General features: G+C 64.9%; 16 protein-coding genes. 9 read left to right on the top strand and 7 right to left on the bottom strand.

Going from position 1 to position 16,996, the window contains the following annotated elements:
* Positions 1 to 180 precede the first annotated feature (180 nt).
* Both L0U82_RS09730 and L0U82_RS09725 read left to right on the top strand, forming a co-directional pair.
* The gene (locus L0U82_RS09730; protein ID WP_326489717.1) at positions 181 to 1,704 is read left to right on the top strand and encodes a SpoVR family protein; all 1,524 of its coding nucleotides are present in this window, start codon (positions 181 to 183) and stop codon (positions 1,702 to 1,704) included.
* A gap of 336 nt (positions 1,705 to 2,040) precedes the next feature.
* The gene (locus tag L0U82_RS09725; protein WP_233830372.1) at positions 2,041 to 3,348 is read left to right on the top strand and encodes an MFS family transporter; all 1,308 of its coding nucleotides are present in this window, start codon (positions 2,041 to 2,043) and stop codon (positions 3,346 to 3,348) included.
* 71 nt (positions 3,349 to 3,419) lie between these two features.
* Here L0U82_RS09725 and L0U82_RS09720 read toward each other — a convergent pair whose 3' ends face one another.
* From L0U82_RS09720 to L0U82_RS09700, 5 genes are all read right to left on the bottom strand, one after another.
* On the bottom strand, positions 3,420 to 3,641 hold the full coding sequence (locus L0U82_RS09720; RefSeq protein ID WP_233830371.1) for a hypothetical protein: 222 nt from the start codon (positions 3,639 to 3,641) through the stop codon (positions 3,420 to 3,422).
* Positions 3,642 to 3,850: 209 nt separating this feature from the next.
* Positions 3,851 to 5,068: a glycosyltransferase family 2 protein gene (locus L0U82_RS09715; RefSeq protein WP_233830370.1), complete on the bottom strand. Its 1,218-nt coding sequence runs from the start codon at positions 5,066 to 5,068 to the stop codon at positions 3,851 to 3,853.
* Between the two features lie 208 nt (positions 5,069 to 5,276).
* On the bottom strand, positions 5,277 to 5,504 hold the full coding sequence (locus tag L0U82_RS09710; protein ID WP_233830369.1) for a hypothetical protein: 228 nt from the start codon (positions 5,502 to 5,504) through the stop codon (positions 5,277 to 5,279).
* 109 nt (positions 5,505 to 5,613) lie between these two features.
* Entirely contained in the window at positions 5,614 to 6,543 is a 930-nt protein-coding gene (locus L0U82_RS09705; protein WP_233830368.1) for a LysR family transcriptional regulator, read from the bottom strand.
* Between the two features lie 185 nt (positions 6,544 to 6,728).
* Positions 6,729 to 8,129 (bottom strand): DHA2 family efflux MFS transporter permease subunit, encoded by a 1,401-nt coding sequence (locus tag L0U82_RS09700; protein ID WP_233833207.1) that lies wholly within the window; start codon positions 8,127 to 8,129, stop codon positions 6,729 to 6,731.
* Between the two features lie 169 nt (positions 8,130 to 8,298).
* On the opposite strand from L0U82_RS09700, the gene L0U82_RS09695 reads away from it, so the two are divergent.
* A complete protein-coding gene (locus tag L0U82_RS09695) occupies positions 8,299 to 9,159 on the top strand; it encodes a LysR family transcriptional regulator (RefSeq protein WP_233830367.1) in 861 nt (286 codons plus the stop codon).
* A gap of 34 nt (positions 9,160 to 9,193) precedes the next feature.
* Here the strand turns inward: L0U82_RS09695 and L0U82_RS09690 are convergent, their stop codons facing one another.
* Positions 9,194 to 9,631 carry a carboxymuconolactone decarboxylase family protein gene (locus L0U82_RS09690; protein WP_233830366.1) on the bottom strand — a complete coding sequence of 146 codons (438 nt, stop codon included), beginning with the start codon at positions 9,629 to 9,631 and terminating at the stop codon, positions 9,194 to 9,196.
* Positions 9,632 to 9,913: 282 nt separating this feature from the next.
* Between L0U82_RS09690 and L0U82_RS09685 the strand changes: the two genes are divergently transcribed.
* Complete coding sequence (locus L0U82_RS09685) at positions 9,914 to 10,990, top strand: NAD(P)/FAD-dependent oxidoreductase (protein ID WP_233830365.1); 1,077 nt, start codon at positions 9,914 to 9,916, stop codon at positions 10,988 to 10,990.
* Positions 10,991 to 11,092: 102 nt separating this feature from the next.
* On the opposite strand, the gene L0U82_RS09680 is transcribed toward L0U82_RS09685, so the two are convergent.
* A complete protein-coding gene (locus L0U82_RS09680; RefSeq protein WP_233833205.1) occupies positions 11,093 to 11,302 on the bottom strand; it encodes a hypothetical protein in 210 nt (69 codons plus the stop codon).
* A gap of 379 nt (positions 11,303 to 11,681) precedes the next feature.
* On the opposite strand from L0U82_RS09680, the gene L0U82_RS09675 reads away from it, so the two are divergent.
* The 5 genes from L0U82_RS09675 (at position 11,682) to L0U82_RS09655 (ending at position 16,979) form a co-directional block, all read left to right on the top strand.
* Positions 11,682 to 13,655 (top strand): PAS domain-containing hybrid sensor histidine kinase/response regulator, encoded by a 1,974-nt coding sequence (locus tag L0U82_RS09675; RefSeq protein ID WP_233830363.1) that lies wholly within the window; start codon positions 11,682 to 11,684, stop codon positions 13,653 to 13,655.
* 157 nt (positions 13,656 to 13,812) lie between these two features.
* A complete protein-coding gene (locus L0U82_RS09670; protein ID WP_233830361.1) occupies positions 13,813 to 15,012 on the top strand; it encodes an acyl-CoA dehydrogenase in 1,200 nt (399 codons plus the stop codon).
* A 35-nt stretch (positions 15,013 to 15,047) separates the two neighbouring features.
* Entirely contained in the window at positions 15,048 to 15,671 is a 624-nt protein-coding gene (locus L0U82_RS09665) for a class I SAM-dependent methyltransferase (RefSeq protein ID WP_233830359.1), read from the top strand.
* The gene (locus tag L0U82_RS09660) at positions 15,668 to 16,321 is read left to right on the top strand and encodes a glycosyltransferase (protein ID WP_233830357.1); all 654 of its coding nucleotides are present in this window, start codon (positions 15,668 to 15,670) and stop codon (positions 16,319 to 16,321) included. Before L0U82_RS09665 ends, L0U82_RS09660 begins: the two co-directional genes overlap by 4 nt.
* A 163-nt stretch (positions 16,322 to 16,484) precedes the next feature.
* Entirely contained in the window at positions 16,485 to 16,979 is a 495-nt protein-coding gene (locus L0U82_RS09655; protein WP_233830354.1) for a DUF421 domain-containing protein, read from the top strand.
* Positions 16,980 to 16,996 lie beyond the last annotated feature (17 nt).

Genomic DNA, 16,996 nt, shown 5'->3' with positions numbered 1-16,996 from the left:
TATGACAGAACTTTATCGGTCGTATGAAACGGCGCCGCGACGCAACCAAGGCGTGCCGCAGCGATAGTCGAGGCAGGCCGAGGCATGGGCGGAAACGGTAGCCGCTCGTGCCGGAGCAGTCCGCAGCGCTGCAGCACGGGACACACCGGAAAGCCCAATCAAGGGCAAAGGGAAGTCCGTATGAACGTAGCCGATAGAAGGCCTCTGCCGTGCCCGTCCGACTGGACCTTCGAATTGATCGAAGAGTACGACTCGCACATTGCCCGTGTTGCGGAGCAATATGAACTCGACGTCTATCCGATCCAGCTCGAACTGATCAGCGCCGAACAGATGATGGATGCGTATGCGTCCGTCGGGATGCCCGTGAACTACCGTCACTGGTCGTTCGGCAAACACTTCCTTTCCACTGAAAAAAGCTATCGTCGCGGCCAGATGGGCCTCGCGTACGAAATCGTCATCAATTCGAACCCTTGCATCGCGTATCTGATGGAAGAGAACACGATGGCGATGCAGGCGCTCGTCATCGCGCATGCGGCCTACGGCCACAACTCGTTTTTCAAGGGCAACTACCTGTTCAAGCTGTGGACGGACGCGCACGCGATCATCGATTACCTCGTCTATGCGAAGAACTACATCGCGGAGTGCGAGGAGCGCTTTGGGCTCGATCGTGTCGAGGAACTGCTCGATTCGTGCCATGCGTTGATGAACTACGGCGTGGACCGTTACAAGCGGCCGCAAAAGCTGTCGCTTCAAAAAGAGTTTGCCGCGCGGCGCGAACGCGAGGCGTATCTGCAATCGCAGGTCAACGAACTGTGGCGCACGCTGCCCGCGCGCCATACGCCGTTACCGGAAGAAGTCGAAGAGCGTTATCCGCCGGAGCCGCAGGAAAACCTGCTGTATTTCGCGGAGAAAAACGCGCCGCTGCTCGAGCCGTGGGAGCGCGAGGTGATCCGCATCGTGCGCAAGATCGGCCAGTACTTCTATCCGCAGCGCCAGACCCAGGTGATGAACGAAGGCTGGGCGACGTTCTGGCACTACACGCTGCTCAACACGATGTACAACCAGGGCAAGCTCGAAGACGGCTTCATGATGGAGTTTCTCCATTCGCACAGCAACGTCGTCTATCAGCCGCCGGTCACGAAGCCGTATTACAGCGGCATCAACCCGTACGCGCTCGGGTTTTCGATGATGAGCGACATTCGCCGCATCTGCGAGGCGCCCACAGACGAAGACCGCAAGTGGTTTCCGGAGCTGGCCGGCAGTCCGTGGCTGCCCGCGATGCACTACGCGATGCGCAACTTCAAGGACGAGAGCTTCGTCGCGCAGTATCTGTCGCCGCATCTGATTCGCGAGATGCGCCTGTTCTCGGTACTCGACGACGACATGCGCGACGCGCTCGAAGTGTCGGCGATTCACGACGACAGCGGCTACCAGTACGTGCGCCAGGCGCTGTCGCGGCAGTACGACATGCATCATCGCGAGCCGAACATCCAGGTGTGGTCGGTCAATACGCGCGGTGACCGCAGCCTCACGCTGCGGCACTTCATGAGCGACAACCGGCATCTGTCGTCGGATAGCGACGAAGTGCTCAAGCACATGGCGCGGCTGTGGCAGTTCGACGTGTATCTGGAAAGCGTCGATGAAAACGGCACCGTCAGAAAGCGCTACGAGTGCCGCTATGTGCCGCCTGCCGTGAGGATGTGACGTTTCGGCACAAAGCCAGGCTAGCGTAGTTTTTGTAAGCCTGTTTGTTCGAGTCGTACCATCTGCTTTCATTCGAAGCCCCCGCCAGTCGCAAGACTGGTGGGGGCTTTGTCGTTGTTGCAGCGCACATTGCCGCGCGGGGCAACCCGATCCCTACCCAGGGATTTCATGCACTTAGCTAACAAAAGCCAATCGTTTGCTTTCGTCTATGTAAAAATCCCGCACACGTGGCGAGGACGGTTCGCGCGGCAACTCCGCGCATCCGTCCGACGTGCGCGTGATCAAAGGCGGCGCTTCGACCGCCATCTTCGTTTCAGACAAAGGACAGACACCAGCATGAATGACTTCACCGGCCAATCCGTCGTGGCCACCGACCACGACACACGACGCCGCATTTTCGCGATCGTCGGCGCGTCATCGGGCAATCTCGTCGAGTGGTTCGACTTCTATGTGTATTCGTTCACGGCGCTCTATTTCGCGCCGTCGTTTTTTCCGAGCGGCAATACGACGACCCAGTTGCTGAACACCGCCGGTGTGTTCGCCGCGGGCTTCCTGATGCGGCCGATCGGCGGCTGGTTCTTCGGCCGGCTCGCCGACAAGCGCGGCCGCCGCACCGCGATGATGGTGTCGGTGTTCATGATGTGCGGCGGCTCGCTGGTGATCGCGCTGCTTCCCACCTACGCGCAGATCGGCGCGCTCGCGCCGGCGTTGCTGTTGCTCGCGCGGCTGCTGCAGGGGCTGTCGGTGGGCGGCGAATACGGCACCAGCGCGACGTACATGAGCGAGGTCGCATTGAAGGGCAGGCGTGGCTTCTTCGCGTCGTTCCAATACGTGACGTTGATCGGCGGCCAGTTGTTTGCGCTGCTGGTGCTCGTGATCCTGCAGCAGGCGCTGTCGACCGAACAGTTGAAAGCGTGGGGTTGGCGCGTGCCGTTCGTGATCGGCGCGATTGCCGCACTGGTCGCGCTGTATCTGCGCAGATCGCTCGACGAAACCACGACGGCCGCAACCCGTGAGCGCAAGGATTCGGGCACGTTGCGCGGGCTGTGGGAGCACAAGGCCGCGTTCATGACGGTGCTGGGTTTCACGGCCGGCGGCTCGCTGATTTTCTATACGTTTACGACCTATATGCAGAAGTATCTCGTCAACACGGCGGGCATGCACGCGAAGACCGCGAGCTCGGTGATGACCGCCGCGTTGTTCGTCTACATGCTGATGCAGCCGGCGTTCGGCGCGCTGTCGGATCGTATCGGCCGGCGCCGCTCGATGCTGTGCTTCGGCCTGTTCGCGACGATCGGCACGGTGCCGCTGCTGCATGCGCTGAAGGACGTCAGCGATCCGTACGCGGCCTTCGGGCTGGTTGTGCTTGCGCTCGCGATCGTCAGCTTCTATACGTCGATCAGCGGCCTGATCAAGGCGGAGATGTTCCCGCCGCAAGTGCGCGCGCTGGGCGTCGGGCTCTCGTATGCGGTTGCGAATGCGATCTTCGGCGGTTCGGCGGAATACGTCGCGCTGTGGCTGAAGCAGGCCGATGTCGAGACGATGTTCTTCTGGTACGTGACGGCGATGTGCGCGATCGCGGGCCTTGTGTCGCTGCGCATGCGCGATCCGTCGACCGAAGGGTATCTGCGGCACGAGCCGTGATTGATGGGCATGCTGTTGCGACGTGCCGCAATGCGCCGCAAACCGCGCGGCGCTCGCGGCACACGTGGCGCTTAGCTGACGACGATGCGCGTGCCCCACGCATGCAACAGATCACGCAGCGTCTCGGCCTGTTCCATCTTCGCGCCGCTGCGTAAATGAATCTGCAATGCGCGGCCGGCGATACCGTCGACCGGCTGCGCGAGCCACAATTCCACTGCGAGTCCGAGCCCTTCGGGCTGACTATCGACGACCGGCTCGATCACACGCGGTCTGAAACACGTATTGTCTGGCATGGCTAACGACCTTCGATGCGATGATGGGCGACTTCATCGTAATCAGTGGCGCGCGCACGACCAAGTAATGAATCCGCGTTTGCAAAGCAGGGAATGCTTAGCAGAAAGGCGCATTAACCCGGCGCCTTAACCCTGCGCCACTCCACGCATTAACGAGGCGCCTGAGTTTCACCATTTGCCCGCCGCCGCATCCATGTGCCCGCCGCCGCTCACACCGGTTCGGACCGGTCACTCACCAGTTCATCGACGAACTCCTTGACCGCGCTCGCCTGATCCGCCGCAACCGACGGCGCGGCCGACACCGCCGCGACCGCCGCCGCGGCGCCAGTCGCCACACTGCTTGCCACCGTAGTTGCGGCCGTCGCGACCGGCCCCTCGCCACGCAGTGCCGCACGCGCCAGCATCAGCAAATGGTAGTAAAGCCGCGCGCTGAAGCCATGTTTGTACGCGAACAGATGCGCGAGAGCGACCCGCAATCCCGCGCGCGGCTGACGGTTTTTCGCGTGAATCGACACGACGATCGGCACGAGCCGCCGCAATGCCAGCCGCCGCGCCGGTTCCAGCCGCGCCGGCAGATCCAGCGATTTGACGAACCCGTATGCATTGAGCGGCGCGGCCGAGGTCGTGCCGCGCGTGCTGTGCGAAATCGACATCGCGGTCTTGCGATACACCGACACGTAGTCGTGCAGGTAGTACACCTGACGCGCGGCGAGGCATAGCTCGGTGCCGAACACGAAATCGCAGCACATGCCGTACTGTTCGCTGTAGCCGATGCGCTTGACGAGCCGCGCATCGGCCATCCAGCCATTGTTTGGAAACATCTGGATCAGGCCGGTGCGGCCCGCGAGCGGCTGGATGCCTTCGACGTCCGCCGTGCGCCGGAAATCCGCATTGAGCCGCACGCTGGCATCGAAGTCGATCACGCCGTTGTGATCCGCTTCGTACTGGTCGCCGAATACGGCATCCAGTTGCGGATGCCGTTGCCACAGCGACACGAGCTTTTCGACTGCATCGGTGGTGAGCAGATCGTCGTCGTGGATCAGCAGAATCTTGTCGCCGCTCGCGCGCGCGAACAGGCTCGCGACGTTGCGCGCCTGACCGAGCGGCGGCTCGTTTTTCGTATAGCGCACGCGCGGCTCGTCGCCGTAGCGTTGCGCGACCCGTTGCTGTGTGTGCGCATCGGTCGAGTCGTCGCCGATCAGAATCTCCAGATTGCCGTAACGTTGCGCGAGACAGGAGTCGATGCACTCGATGAGCAGATCGGCACGATTGCAGGTCGGCAGACAGATCGACACGCGCGCAGCCGGAGCGGAGGGGCGTACAGAAGAGGGCTCGGAAGCAGGTCCAGAAGCGAGCCCGGCAATGGGCAGCCGACCGGACTCGGGAGCGTGCTCGAACGCAGTGGGGGAGCTTGACGGATTGGACATGGGCGTCGCCTTTTAGCAATCGGAGAGCGGCAACCGGTTCGCTGGGCACACGTCGCCGCACGCAGCAAATTAGTCCAATACGTCGAAAAAATAATCGGCAAAAATGGAGAAGAAATGTTTGCTTACAGAAAGGCGGCGGAAGGAAAAAATTGATGCGGCCTGGCTGTGCAGTGCAGCAAAGCCGCGCGTGAGCTGGGAATTATTTTTTTCAACTGACTGACGGCTCGCCCTCGCCGGGTTGCTTGCCCGGATGGTCCGCGGGTGATTGCTTACGGCCTTCGTCGTGGCGCTCGGGCATTTTGCTGTGCGCATTGTCGTTATGCACCGCCTGGTGCGGATGCGCGAGGTCCCCGGTCCGCTGCTCCGTTTTGCCTTTGGATTCGTCTTTGACCGCGCTTTTTGCTTCGCTTTTGGTTTTTTCGCTGGCTTTGCTCATGGCTGCTCTCCTTGAAGGATGACAGCCTTGCGGCAGCAAGGTACGGACCTGAGCGGGAGAAATCCGGCAGCGGGCAGAGGCTCGGCCACAGGCGACGCCAGCGCTGACGCTACTCGACCGCTTCGCGCGGCGCGCTGGCCGTCAGCGACATGATGAAATCGAGAAATGCGCGCACCTTTGCCGGCGGATGACGCCGCGACGGATACAGCGCATACAACGGATAAACCTCGTCGCCCCAATCCGGAAACAGCTCGACCAGCTTGCCGCTCGCGAGCAGCGCGGGCGCGCCGAGCGCCAGAACCTGCGCGATGCCCTGACCGGCGATGCACACGCTATGCAGCGTGCCGACGTCGTTGACGGTCAGACGTCCTTGCGGCGTGATCGCGAGCTTCTTGCGGCCGCGATGAAATTCCCAGCCAAACGGATAACCGGTGAGCGGATCACGAAACTTGATGCACACATGCCGGCCGTTTTCGAGTTCGCCCGGATGCGACGGCTGCCCATGCTTCTTCAGATACGACGGCGCGGCGACGGTCAGGACGCGCGTATCGAGCAGCTTGCGCGCCACCAGTGACGACACCGGCGGCTCGCCGAAGCGGATCGCGACATCGAAGCCGTCCGCGACCAGGTCGCCCAGTTGATCGCGCGTGACCAGTTCGAGTTGCAGATCGGGATGTTTGTCGATGAAGGCGCTCAGACGCGGGCCCAGCACGAGCCGCGAAAAGGACGGGTCCATATTGACGCGCAGACGTCCGCGCACCGCGCTTGCACCCTGAGCCGCGGATGCCGCCGCTTCCTCCAGCGCGCCGAGCAGCGGCACGATCTGCTCATGGAAGCGCCGCCCTTCGTCGGTCAGCGTGACCGAGCGCGTGGTGCGGTCGAACAGGCGAATGCCCAGGCGCGCTTCGAGCCGCGCGACCGATCGGCTCACGCCCGATTGCGACATGTCGAGCGCCACGCCCGCCGCCGCGAAGCTGCCGCAATCGACGATCGCCGTCAGCACGCCCACGCCGTTCAGCATGCGCTCGTCAAATGGCATCGGGGTTCCTTGACTGGTAGCCGTAGATGCCCGACATGCTAACGCAGAAAGTCTGCTTCGCTTCACACACGTATCCATGCACGTATGCACGCACGTACGCTCGCGCGCGAGGTCTCGAAGCGTCGGGTCGCCGGAGTAGAAGCGTCACACCGTGACGCAATCCGTCTCAACCCGCGCGCTGCCGCTCAACGTCCCGCGCTTTGCGCTGCCTGGCCACGAATCACGCGCGTGCCAGAGGGGTCGTCGAGATGGCGGAAGATCCATGCGGACACCAGCGTGATCGTGCCGACGCATATGAACGCGAGGCGAAAGCCGAGCGCCGCCGAATCCCACTGCGCGGAGAACAGATTCACGAGCCCGCCGCCGATCGATACGCCCAGACCGATCGCGAGCATCTGCACCATCGAGAACAGGCTGTTGCCGCTGCCCGCGTCTTCGCGTGTCAGGTCCTTCAGCGTGACGCTGTTCATCGCCGCGAACTGCATCGAGTTGGCCGCGCCGAATACCGCGAGGATCGCGATCTCGACGATGAGCGGCGTGCCGTGCGAGATCACTGAGAACGCAACGATCGACGAGCCGACGATGATCGTATTGACCAGCAGGAACGTCTCATAGCCGTAGCGGCGCACGAGCGGCGCGATCCAGCGCTTCGCGAGCGTGCCGGCGATCGCCGCGGGCAACATCATCAGGCCGGAATGCAGCGGCGTATAACCGAGCTGCAATTGCAAGAGCAACGGCACAAGGAACGGCACCGCACTGGAGCCGATCCGGCACACGAGGTTGCCGATCAGGCCCACGCTGAAATTCGGCTCGCCGAATAGCGACAGCCTGAAGAGCGGATTGCGCCGGCTTTTCGCGTACGGAATATAGGCAAGCGCACTTGCGACGGCCAGTGCGAACAGCCCCGCCGACCAGGCCGTGCGGTGCGATGCAACCGGCGTCTCGAACGCCAGCGAAAACGCGATCATGCACAGCGACAGCAGAGCGCAGCCGAGCACATCGAACGGTGGCGCCTCGGCTTCTTCGTGCGACGGCAGGAAGCGGTGCACCGCATACAGTCCCACCGCGCCGATCGGCACGTTGATCAGAAAGATCCAGTGCCAGCTGATCGCCTGCACGAACCAGCCGCCGAGCGTCGGGCCGGCAATCGGCCCCAACTGCCCGGCAATCGACGTGAACGCAAGCGCCGAAACGTACTGTTCGGCCGACACGCTGCGCAGGATCGCGAGCCGTCCGATCGGCAGCAGCATCGAGCCGCCGAGACCTTGCAGCACACGCGCGAGCACCAGCTCGCCGAGCGTATGCGCGGTCGCGCAGCAGACCGAGCCGAGCACGAAGACGAGGATCGCGGCGAAGTACACGCGGCGGGTGCCGAAGCGGTCGGCGAGCCAGCCGGAGGCGGGGGTCAGCATCGCCATCGTCAGCGTGTAGGCGACAACGACCGGCTGCATCGCGAGCGGCGCGACGTTCAGGCTGTGGGCGATCGACGGGAGGGCGGTGTTGACGATCGTCGTGTCGAGCGACTGCATGAAGAAGCCGGCGGCGACGATCCACAGTAACGCGGAGTGGGTGGAATCCTTGGTCATTTTTTCAACGGCGCGCGCGGTGGCCGCGGCGGCAGCGGTCGCGGCGTCAGCGCCGCCCGCAAACAGAATCGGGAATTGCGTCATCTTATTGACATCCGCGTCAATCGGGAACCCCACTAGGGTCGCTGACTGTTATCGACATTACCGATAAGCAGCGCGACAATGACGCATGCTCAATCCGATCTGGCTGAAGACCTTTTCGACCGTCGCCGCGTGCCACAGCTTCACCGAGGCCGGGCGGCGGCTCGATCTGACGCAGTCGAGCGTCAGCGAACATATCCGGCGGCTCGAACAGAGCGTGGGCCGGCGGCTGTTCGTGCGCGACACCCATTCGCTCGCGATGACGCCCGATGGCGAAGCGATGCTCGCGCACGCCAGCGTGATCCTGCAGGCGCTGTCGCGCGCGGAATCGCAGTTTCGCGCGCCACGTCTGAAAGGGCGAGTGCGGCTCGGCTCATCGGACGATATCGCGCTCGGTCCGCTGCCCACTGTGCTCGCGGCGTTTCGCAACGCGCATCCGGACGTCGAACTCGAAATCACGATCGGCATGACGGGCCGGCTCTATGAACTGCTCGACGCCGGCTCGATCGATCTGCTGGTCGGCAAGCGCCGGCTCGGCGACCGGCGCGGCGTGCCGCTTTTCACGGGCCGGCTCGAATGGCTCGCGCGGGCCGGCACGCTCGTCGATCTGAGTCAGCCGCTACCGCTGATCCTCGTCGCCGAGCCGAGCGTCACGCGCGCGGTCGTGCTCGACGCGCTGGCCGAGGTGGGCGCGAGCTGGCAGATCGTTTGCACCAGCAGCAGCCACTCGGGCTGCATTGCCGCGGCGCGCGGCGGGCTCGGCATCACCGTGCGTCCGCAGTATCTGGCCGCGCGCGGCCTCACGGCGCCGCTGAATGCAGCCGCGCTACCGGCGCTGCCGGCGGTGGAATTCATCGCGCTCGCCGCGAAGCGCCTGAGCCGTCCGGCCGGCACGCTGCTGCAATTGCTGCACGACAGCGATCTGCGCGGCTCGTGGATCGGCGAGTGAGGTCGAAGAGTGACCCCGCAGCGCGGGATGCGCGTTAAGCGGGCAGCTTGCGGAACGAAATCGCGAAGCGGTTCCATGCGTTGATCGCCGAGATCACGAGCGTCAGGTCGACCAGTTCCTCGTCGCTGAAATGTGGGCGCACCGCGTCCCAGGCCGCATCCGGCACATGGTCTTGCGCGACTAGCGTGAGCGCTTCGGTCCACGCGAGCGCCGCGCGTTCCCGGTCAGTGAAGAACGGCGTTTCGCGCCAGACGACGAGGGTCGCGAGGCGCCGATCGGTTTCGCCGCCCTTGCGTGCATCGGCCGTGTGCATATCGACGCAGAACGCGCAGCCGTTGATCTGCGACGCGCGCAGCCGCACGAGATCGGTCAGCGATTTTTCGAGTCCCGATTTGTTGATGCGGTCTTCGAGACCGAGCATCGCCTTGATTACGGCGGGGTTGGCTTTGTAGAAGTCGAGACGGGGTTCCATGATGGGCTCCTTGGTGACGTTTGATTGAGATGGAAGACGGGCAGTGCGCGCTTGATAGCGGCGGCACCGTGTCAGCTCAGACGTCAGCTTAGTCCCGGAAATGGATTCGAAAAATGACCGGTTTTGACTATTTTCAGGTAACCACTTGAGGCCGGCCGGCAGCGCGCCGAGCATCCTTACCGCCGGCAATGGCATCGTTGCCGCGTGCCGGTCGATTCGGTAAGGTGGGTCATCGATCCCCGCTGATCCCGCGTTCAGCGCCGCTACCGGAGAACCCGTTCCATGACCACTCCCGCCGATCCCGCCGTCGAGCCCGCTCCTGCTGCTTCATCCTCAGTGCCGATCCGCACCGACGTGCTGATCGTCGGCGCCGGTCCCGTCGGTCTGTTCGCGGCCTTCGAGGCCGGCGTGCTTGGCCTCTCGTGTCAGATCGTCGACGTGCTGGGCGAGGTGGGCGGGCAGTGCATCGAGCTGTATCCGGACAAGCCGATCTACGACATCCCCGCGATTCCGTCATGTACCGCGCGCGAACTGGTCGAGCGGCTGCTCGTGCAGATCAAGCCGTTCGACGTGCCGATCCATCTCGAACAGCGTGTCGAAACGGTCGAGCAGCGCGATGACGGCCGTTGGACCGTGCGCACGCAGCGCGGTCTCGTGTTCGATGTCGCGGCGATTCTGCTGGCGGCCGGCAACGGCGCGTTCGTGCCGCAAAAGCTCGTGCTTGCCGAGGCGGTGCCGCTGGAGCGGCGTCACGTGCACTACAGCGTGCCGCGGCTCGCCGATTTCGCCGATAAGGTCGTGGTCGTCGCGGGCGGCGGCGACTCGGCGCTCGACTGGGCGCTCGCGTTGCGCAACGTCGCGCGGCGCGTGACGCTCGTGCATCGGCGCGCGGGCTTCAGCGCGGCCGATTCGAGCGTCGAGCTGATGCGGCGCGCGGTCGAAGCCGGCGAGATGGATTTCATCGTCGGCGCAATCGCGGGGCTCAATGTCGAAGACGGTGAGCTGAAATCGCTGACGCTGCGGGGTATCGACGGCGAAACCCAGCTCGAAGCCGAGCATCTGGTCGCGCTGTACGGACTCGTCGCCGATCTCGGCCCGATCGCGCAGTGGGGGCTTGCGATTCACGGCGGACGCATCGATGTCGATACCTCCAACTATGAGAGCTCGCGCCCGGGCATTTTCGCGGTCGGCGACATCGCGAACTATCCGAACAAGCAGAAGCTGATTCTGTCCGGTTTTCACGAGGCCTCGCTCGCATTGCGCAAGGCGTACGCGTACGCGTATCCGGAGAAAAAGCGCGTGCACGTGCATTCGAGCTACGACGCGAAGCTGGCGGAAAAGATCGGCGCGGCGGGCTGAGCGCGCACTGAGTGCACATTGGGCGCGAATCGGCCGCGGGCTGGGCTTTTCAGCACAAACCTGCCGCCGGCCGAGCTTTGCGCGACTTCGTTTTGCGACCTGTTATTTGCCGGCCGGTTCGCTCGCCGCCGCCGCGGCGCTCGCGGCCTTGTCCTTTTTCTTCGCTTCATGATGGCCGATCGCGCAGCCGGCCGCCGCGCCCGCGACCCCATGATGCCCAGCGACGTGACCCGTCACGCCGCCCACCGCCGCGCCCTTGGTGCAGCCTTCGGCGTGAGCGAAGCAAGGCGCGAGGCTCAGCGCCGCCACCACTGCGAACGGTTTGACGAAGCTTCGGATCGAGCTGGTGAAGAAGTATTGTGATTGAGCGTTTTGCAATTGAGGCTCCTTCTGGTTTGATATTGCAACGTGCGGCCCGAGGCCGCGGAGCGGCGATGCTGCCGTAATTACGGTCTAGCAAATGCGGGGCCCGGCGTTTAAGCTCTGCGTCTCATGAGCCCGGCGATGAGCCCGGCGGCACGATGCCGGCAGTACGAAACGTGCGTGCTCACGTGTCCGTTGCGTGCGCATGCATGCGCACGGCCTCGTGCATCGCCACTGGATCACGCAAGCCGATGCAAGCCGGAGCAAGCCGGCGCGCCGTGCCGGGTCCGGCGTTTGCTTGTCAAGAAAAACCCTATACGTGCATGCCATGACCCAGCTCGACGTCTCTTCTTCCCGCGAAAATGGCGCGCCTGCCCGGATGCAGGCGCAAGCCCCGGCGACTCCGCCAGTCCGAGCCGACTACTCGTCGCTCGTGCAGGCGATCGAGGATTACGCGATCTTCCTGCTCGACGCGAGTGGGCACATCGTCAGCTGGAATGCCGGTGCGCAGAAGCTGAAGGGCTATGCGGAGAGCGAGATCGTCGGTCAGCATTTCTCCCGCTTCTATACCGAGGAGGCGGTCGCGCGCGGCTGGCCCACCTACGAACTCGAACAGGCCACGCTGACGGGCCGCTTCGAAGACGAAGGCTGGCGCGTGCGCAAGGACGGCACGACCTTCTGGGCCAACGTGATCATCACGTCGGTCTACGACGAAGCGGGCAATGTGACGGGCTTCGCAAAGATCACCCGCGATCTGACCGCGCAGCGCGAATACGTCGAGGCATTGCGGCAAAGCGAGGAGCACTTCCGTTTGCTGGTCGACAGCGTCAAGGATTACGCGATCTTCATGCTGGATCCGCAAGGCTTCGTGATCAGCTGGAATTCGGGCGCCGCGCGTATCAAGGGCTATACGCACGATGAAGTCGTCGGCCGGCACTTCTCGCTGTTTTATCTGCCGGAAGAGGCCGCGGCCGGCAAGCCGGCGCGCGAGCTCGCGATCGCGCGGCAGATCGGCACCGTCGAGGACGAGGGCTGGCGCGTGCGCAAGGACGGCACGACCTTCTGGGCCAATGTGATCATCACCGCCGTGTATGACGAAGCGCGGCGGCTGCGCGGCTTCGCGAAAGTCACGCGCGATCTGACCGAGCGGCGCCGGCGCGAAGAGCTCGAACGTTCCGGCGTGCGCATGCGCGAATTTCTCGCGACGCTCGCGCACGAGCTGCGCAATCCGCTCGCACCGGTGCGCAACGCGGTCGGCGTAATGCAGATGGAGGCTGGTCTCACACCGGTGCTAGCCCGCGCGCGCGATCTGATCGATCGCCAGGTCACGCATCTGACGCGGCTCGTCGACGATCTGCTCGACGTCGGCCGCATCATGTCCGACAAGGTGGAATTGCGCATTGCGCGAGTCGATCTCGCCGAGCTGATCGCGCGCGCGATCGAAGCGGCGCGGCCGTTTACCGATGCGCGCGACCAGCACGTCGTCGCGCATGTGTGCGCCGAAGCGGTGGTGATTCGCGGTGACATGACACGGCTCGTGCAGGTGTTGCAGAACCTGCTGCACAACGCGTCGAAATTCTCGCCGCACGGCAGCACGATCGACGTGCTCGGCCGAATCGATTTCAGCATGGCGGTGCTCGAAGTACGCGATGCGGGCTGCGGCATTCCGGTGCGCTCGCTCGACAAGATCTTCGAGCTGTTCGCGCAGGAGAAGGACAGCCAGGGCCTTTCCGAAGGTGGGCTCGGCATCGGTCTCACGCTCTGCAAGTCGCTCGTCGAGATGCATGGCGGCAGCATCGTCGCGAGCAGCGAAGGGCTGGGGCTCGGGGCGACCTTCACGTTGAGTCTGCCGCTCGCGTCCGCGCAGGCCGACGCGGCGCACGACGATACGAGCCCGGCCGCGCCCGAGATCCAGCCGCTGCGGGTGCTGGTGGTCGACGACAATCGCGACTCGGCCGACAGTCTCGCGATGCTGCTCGAACTGAAGGGCCATGAGGTGCGCATCGCCTATGGGGGCGAGCAGGCGCTGCAGATCGCGCCGCGCTTCGCGCCGCATCTCGCGCTGATCGATATCGCGATGCCGAAGATGGACGGCTATGCGACGCTCGCGGGCATGCGCGCAATGCCCGAGCTGGCCCGCACGATGTACGCGGCGATGACCGGCTTCGGCCATGCCAGCGATCTCGAACGCACGCGCGAGGCGGGCTTTCACGCGCATCTGGTGAAGCCGGTGGAGATGGCGGTGCTCGATGTGGTGCTGGCGCAGGCGGATGAGCGCTTGAGCGGCAACGGGCCGGATTAGCCGGCGCGTGCGTCTCGCGCGCTCGAAGGATGTTCGGGCGCTTGCCGGCCGCGTTCAATCTCCCACTCTGCGGCACGGTGCTTGCTGTTGCTCTGCATACGTTCATGCCCGCCGTTCACTGGCGGCCCGAGGGTCGAACCGTTGCAGGGGAGGCACGATGCTCGACACGCGCGACCATGCGGCCAGCGTCAACATACGGCAGTCACGACACCATCACGACAGCGATGATCGCGCGCGACAGTCGCCGACGACTGCCGTGCCGCTCGATGCGTTTCTGCGCGATGCACGTTTCGATCCCAACGATCCCGCCGCGCTTGGCGGCATGCTCGGGGCGCTGATCGAGCGCGGCTACGATCGCCCGCCCTGGTTGCCGTTGCCCGCGCACGGCGACACGCTCGCGCGCTGGCGCTCGCTCGCAGCCGTTGCCGCATGTGATCTCGGTCTCGTCAAACTGTTCGAAGGCCACACCGATGCGCTCGCGATCCTCGCCGAACTGCACGGCCCGGTACCGCCTGACGCGAGCCGCTGGGGCGTATGGGCCGCCGAGGCGCCGAACGCGCGTGTGCAGGCGACGGCAGCGAAGGCTACGGCAGCTGAAGGGGCCGCGCGCCTCGGTGAAGCCACCGCGCAACTCCGCCTTCGCGGCACAAAAGCATGGTGCTCCGGTGCCCACGCCGTGACCCATGCGCTCGTCACCGCGTGGCTCGACGACGAGCCGGTGCTTGCCGCCGTCGCGATGGATCACACGTCGATCTCGATCGACACATCGAAATGGCAGGCCGTCGGCATGCAGGCGACCGCGAGTGCGGACGTCACGTTCGACGCGACACCGGCGACACTCGTCGGCGCGTCGCATGCGTATGTGCGCCGTGCCGGCTTCTGGCACGGCGGCGCCGGCATCGCCGCGTGCTGGTACGGGGCCGCCGCGCAAATCGGCCGGACGCTGTGCGACGCATGCGCGCAGCGCGCCGACCCGCATCGGCTTGCGCATCTCGGCGCAACCGACGTTGCTCTTGCGGCCGCGGCGGCACTGCTGCGCGATAGCGCGGCGTGGATCGATGCGCATCCGCAAGCCGATGCGCGCGGCGTGGCGATGCGCGCACGTCTTGCGGTCGAAGCGGCCGCGAGCGCGGTGATCGAGCATGCGACGCGCGCACTCGGCGCGGCGCCGCTATGCCGCGACGCGCGCTTTGGGCGTGCACTCGCGGACCTGCCGGTGTTTCTGCGGCAAAGCCATGCGGAACGCGATCTCGCCGGGCTCGGTGAACTGCTGGCCGCGCCAGTGAGCGACGACAGCGGCGAGAACGACGAGGGCGCAGCCGCCAGTCCATCCGCCGCGACGCGATGGTCACTGTGACACCCGCTTGCTGAACGCGCGAAAGGATCGCTGATATGAACTCGACGACGCTGTACTTCGACGAACTCTACCGGCGTAGCGACGATCCGTGGCGGCTGCGCGAAGGCTGGTACGAACGCCGCAAGCGCTCGCTGACGCTCGCGTTGCTGCCGCGTCCGCGTTATCGCAACGCGTTCGAACCGGGCTGCGCGAACGGCGAGCTGACGGTCGAACTCGCGAAGCGCTGCGATACGCTGCTGGCCGTCGATCTGCACGAACGCGCTGTGACGCTTGCGCGCGAGCGGATGGCCGGCGCCGCGCACGATAAGGAGCCGTCGCACGTACGCATCGAACGACTGACGGTGCCGCGCGAATGGCCGACCGAGGCCGGACCGTTCGATCTGATCGTCATCAGCGAATTCGCGTATTACCTCGACGCGGCCGAACTCGACACGCTGGCCGCGCGCATCGCAGCTTCATTGACGACCGACGGCACGCTGCTCGCGTGCCACTGGCGCCGGCCGTTCGCCGAGGCGCTCGAATCCGCCGATCGCGCGCACGCGCTATTCGATGCGCGCTGCGGGCTCGCGCGTCTTGCGCATCACGACGAAGCGGATCTGTTGATCGACGTGTGGTCGCGCGACGCACGCTCGGTCGCGCAACGCGAGGGGCTTCTATGATCGGCGTGATCGTTCCCGCGCATAACGAGGAAGCGTTGATCGCGCAATGTCTCGCGGCCTTGCTCGAAGCGGCGCGGCATCACGAACTCGCTGGAGAAGTCGTGCGCATCGTCGTCGTGCTCGATGCGTGCAACGATTTCACCGGCGCGATCGCGCGCGCTTATGGCACGCAGACGCTGACGCTGAAAGCGCGCAACGTCGGCATCGCACGCGCGGCCGGCGCGGCGCTGCTGCTCGCGCAAGGCGCACGCTGGCTCGCGTTTACCGACGCCGACAGCCGCGTGGCGCCAGGCTGGCTCGCCGCGCAGCTCGCGCTCGGCGCGGACGCTGTGTGCGGCTCGATCGCCGTCGATGACTGGAGCGCGCATCCGCTTAGTGTGCGCGAATATTTCCGCAAGACCTATGTGGATGCCGATGGTCATCGTCATGTGCATGGCGCGAATCTCGGCGTGTCGGCGGACGCGTACCGGCGCGCCGGCGGCTTTCCGCCGCTGAAGTGCAGCGAGGATGTCGCGCTCGTCGACCGGCTGATCGCGAGCGGTGCGCGCATCGCATGGAGTGCCGCGCCGCGCGTGACCACGAGTGCGCGCACGGCCGTGCGTGCGCACGGCGGGTTTGGGGATACGCTTGCCGAGTGGGCTGCTGCGTGATGGGCGCGGTGGTGGTGGGGCGCCACGCGTTGCGTGTCGCGTATCGCGAGGCATCGCCGCAGCCGCCGAGCTGTCACTCTCATGAGCCACCGGCGTCACCGCCAGATCGATGCACGGCACCGGCACGGCACCGCCACCGCAATCAGCCGCGAGGAGGGCACACATGATGGACGCGATCTTCGTTCTGTTCGGCGAAGGCCGGAATCTCGACCCATTGCAGATGGGGCTGCGCGCAATCGTCGTATTCGTGATCGCGCTCGCGCTGATTCGCGTGTCGGGGCGGCGCTCGTTCGGACAACGCTCGCCGTTCGATCTGGTCGTCGTGATCCTGCTCGGCGCAACGCTGAGCCGGGCGATCGTCGGGGCGTCGCCGTTCATCGCGACCGTGGTCGCGTCGTTCCTGATCGTCGCGTGTCACCGGATGCTCGCATGGGCCTGCATGCGTTCGCGCCGTTTCGAGCGGCTGGTGGGCGGCGTCGAGCGCGAGGTGTTCAGCAACGGCGTGTTCAACGCGCGCGAAATGCATGCGGCGCTGATGACGCGTACCGACATCGAGGAAACAGTGCGGCAGAAGACCGGCTCACGCTCGATGGACAACGTGGCGGCGGCGATTCTCGAACGCAATGGCGAGGTGAGCGTGATCCGCAAGCGCGCGTAGGCGCGCGGTGCTACAGG

The sequence above is a fragment of the Paraburkholderia sp. ZP32-5 genome (genome assembly GCF_021390495.1).
Lineage (GTDB): Bacteria > Pseudomonadota > Gammaproteobacteria > Burkholderiales > Burkholderiaceae > Paraburkholderia.
The sequence above is the reverse complement of the archived record's forward strand: the minus strand, read 5'-3'. Positions and strand labels throughout refer to the sequence as shown.

What these genes read in the sequence shown, in the direction of transcription:
- L0U82_RS09685 (WP_233830365.1), top strand. Translation starts at nt 9,914, where the DNA reads ATGACCACTCCCGCCGATCCCGCCGTCGAGCCCGCTCCTGCTGCTTCA.
- L0U82_RS09715 (WP_233830370.1), bottom strand. Translation starts at nt 5,068, where the DNA reads ATGTCCAATCCGTCAAGCTCCCCCACTGCGTTCGAGCACGCTCCCGAG.
- L0U82_RS09730 (WP_326489717.1), top strand. Translation starts at nt 181, where the DNA reads ATGAACGTAGCCGATAGAAGGCCTCTGCCGTGCCCGTCCGACTGGACC.
- L0U82_RS09655 (WP_233830354.1), top strand. Translation starts at nt 16,485, where the DNA reads ATGATGGACGCGATCTTCGTTCTGTTCGGCGAAGGCCGGAATCTCGAC.
- L0U82_RS09660 (WP_233830357.1), top strand. Translation starts at nt 15,668, where the DNA reads ATGATCGGCGTGATCGTTCCCGCGCATAACGAGGAAGCGTTGATCGCG.
- L0U82_RS09675 (WP_233830363.1), top strand. Translation starts at nt 11,682, where the DNA reads ATGACCCAGCTCGACGTCTCTTCTTCCCGCGAAAATGGCGCGCCTGCC.
- L0U82_RS09665 (WP_233830359.1), top strand. Translation starts at nt 15,048, where the DNA reads ATGAACTCGACGACGCTGTACTTCGACGAACTCTACCGGCGTAGCGAC.
- L0U82_RS09720 (WP_233830371.1), bottom strand. Translation starts at nt 3,641, where the DNA reads ATGCCAGACAATACGTGTTTCAGACCGCGTGTGATCGAGCCGGTCGTC.
- L0U82_RS09695 (WP_233830367.1), top strand. Translation starts at nt 8,299, where the DNA reads ATGCTCAATCCGATCTGGCTGAAGACCTTTTCGACCGTCGCCGCGTGC.
- L0U82_RS09725 (WP_233830372.1), top strand. Translation starts at nt 2,041, where the DNA reads ATGAATGACTTCACCGGCCAATCCGTCGTGGCCACCGACCACGACACA.
- L0U82_RS09670 (WP_233830361.1), top strand. Translation starts at nt 13,813, where the DNA reads ATGCTCGACACGCGCGACCATGCGGCCAGCGTCAACATACGGCAGTCA.
- L0U82_RS09700 (WP_233833207.1), bottom strand. Translation starts at nt 8,129, where the DNA reads ATGACCAAGGATTCCACCCACTCCGCGTTACTGTGGATCGTCGCCGCC.
- L0U82_RS09705 (WP_233830368.1), bottom strand. Translation starts at nt 6,543, where the DNA reads ATGCCATTTGACGAGCGCATGCTGAACGGCGTGGGCGTGCTGACGGCG.
- L0U82_RS09690 (WP_233830366.1), bottom strand. Translation starts at nt 9,631, where the DNA reads ATGGAACCCCGTCTCGACTTCTACAAAGCCAACCCCGCCGTAATCAAG.
- L0U82_RS09710 (WP_233830369.1), bottom strand. Translation starts at nt 5,504, where the DNA reads ATGAGCAAAGCCAGCGAAAAAACCAAAAGCGAAGCAAAAAGCGCGGTC.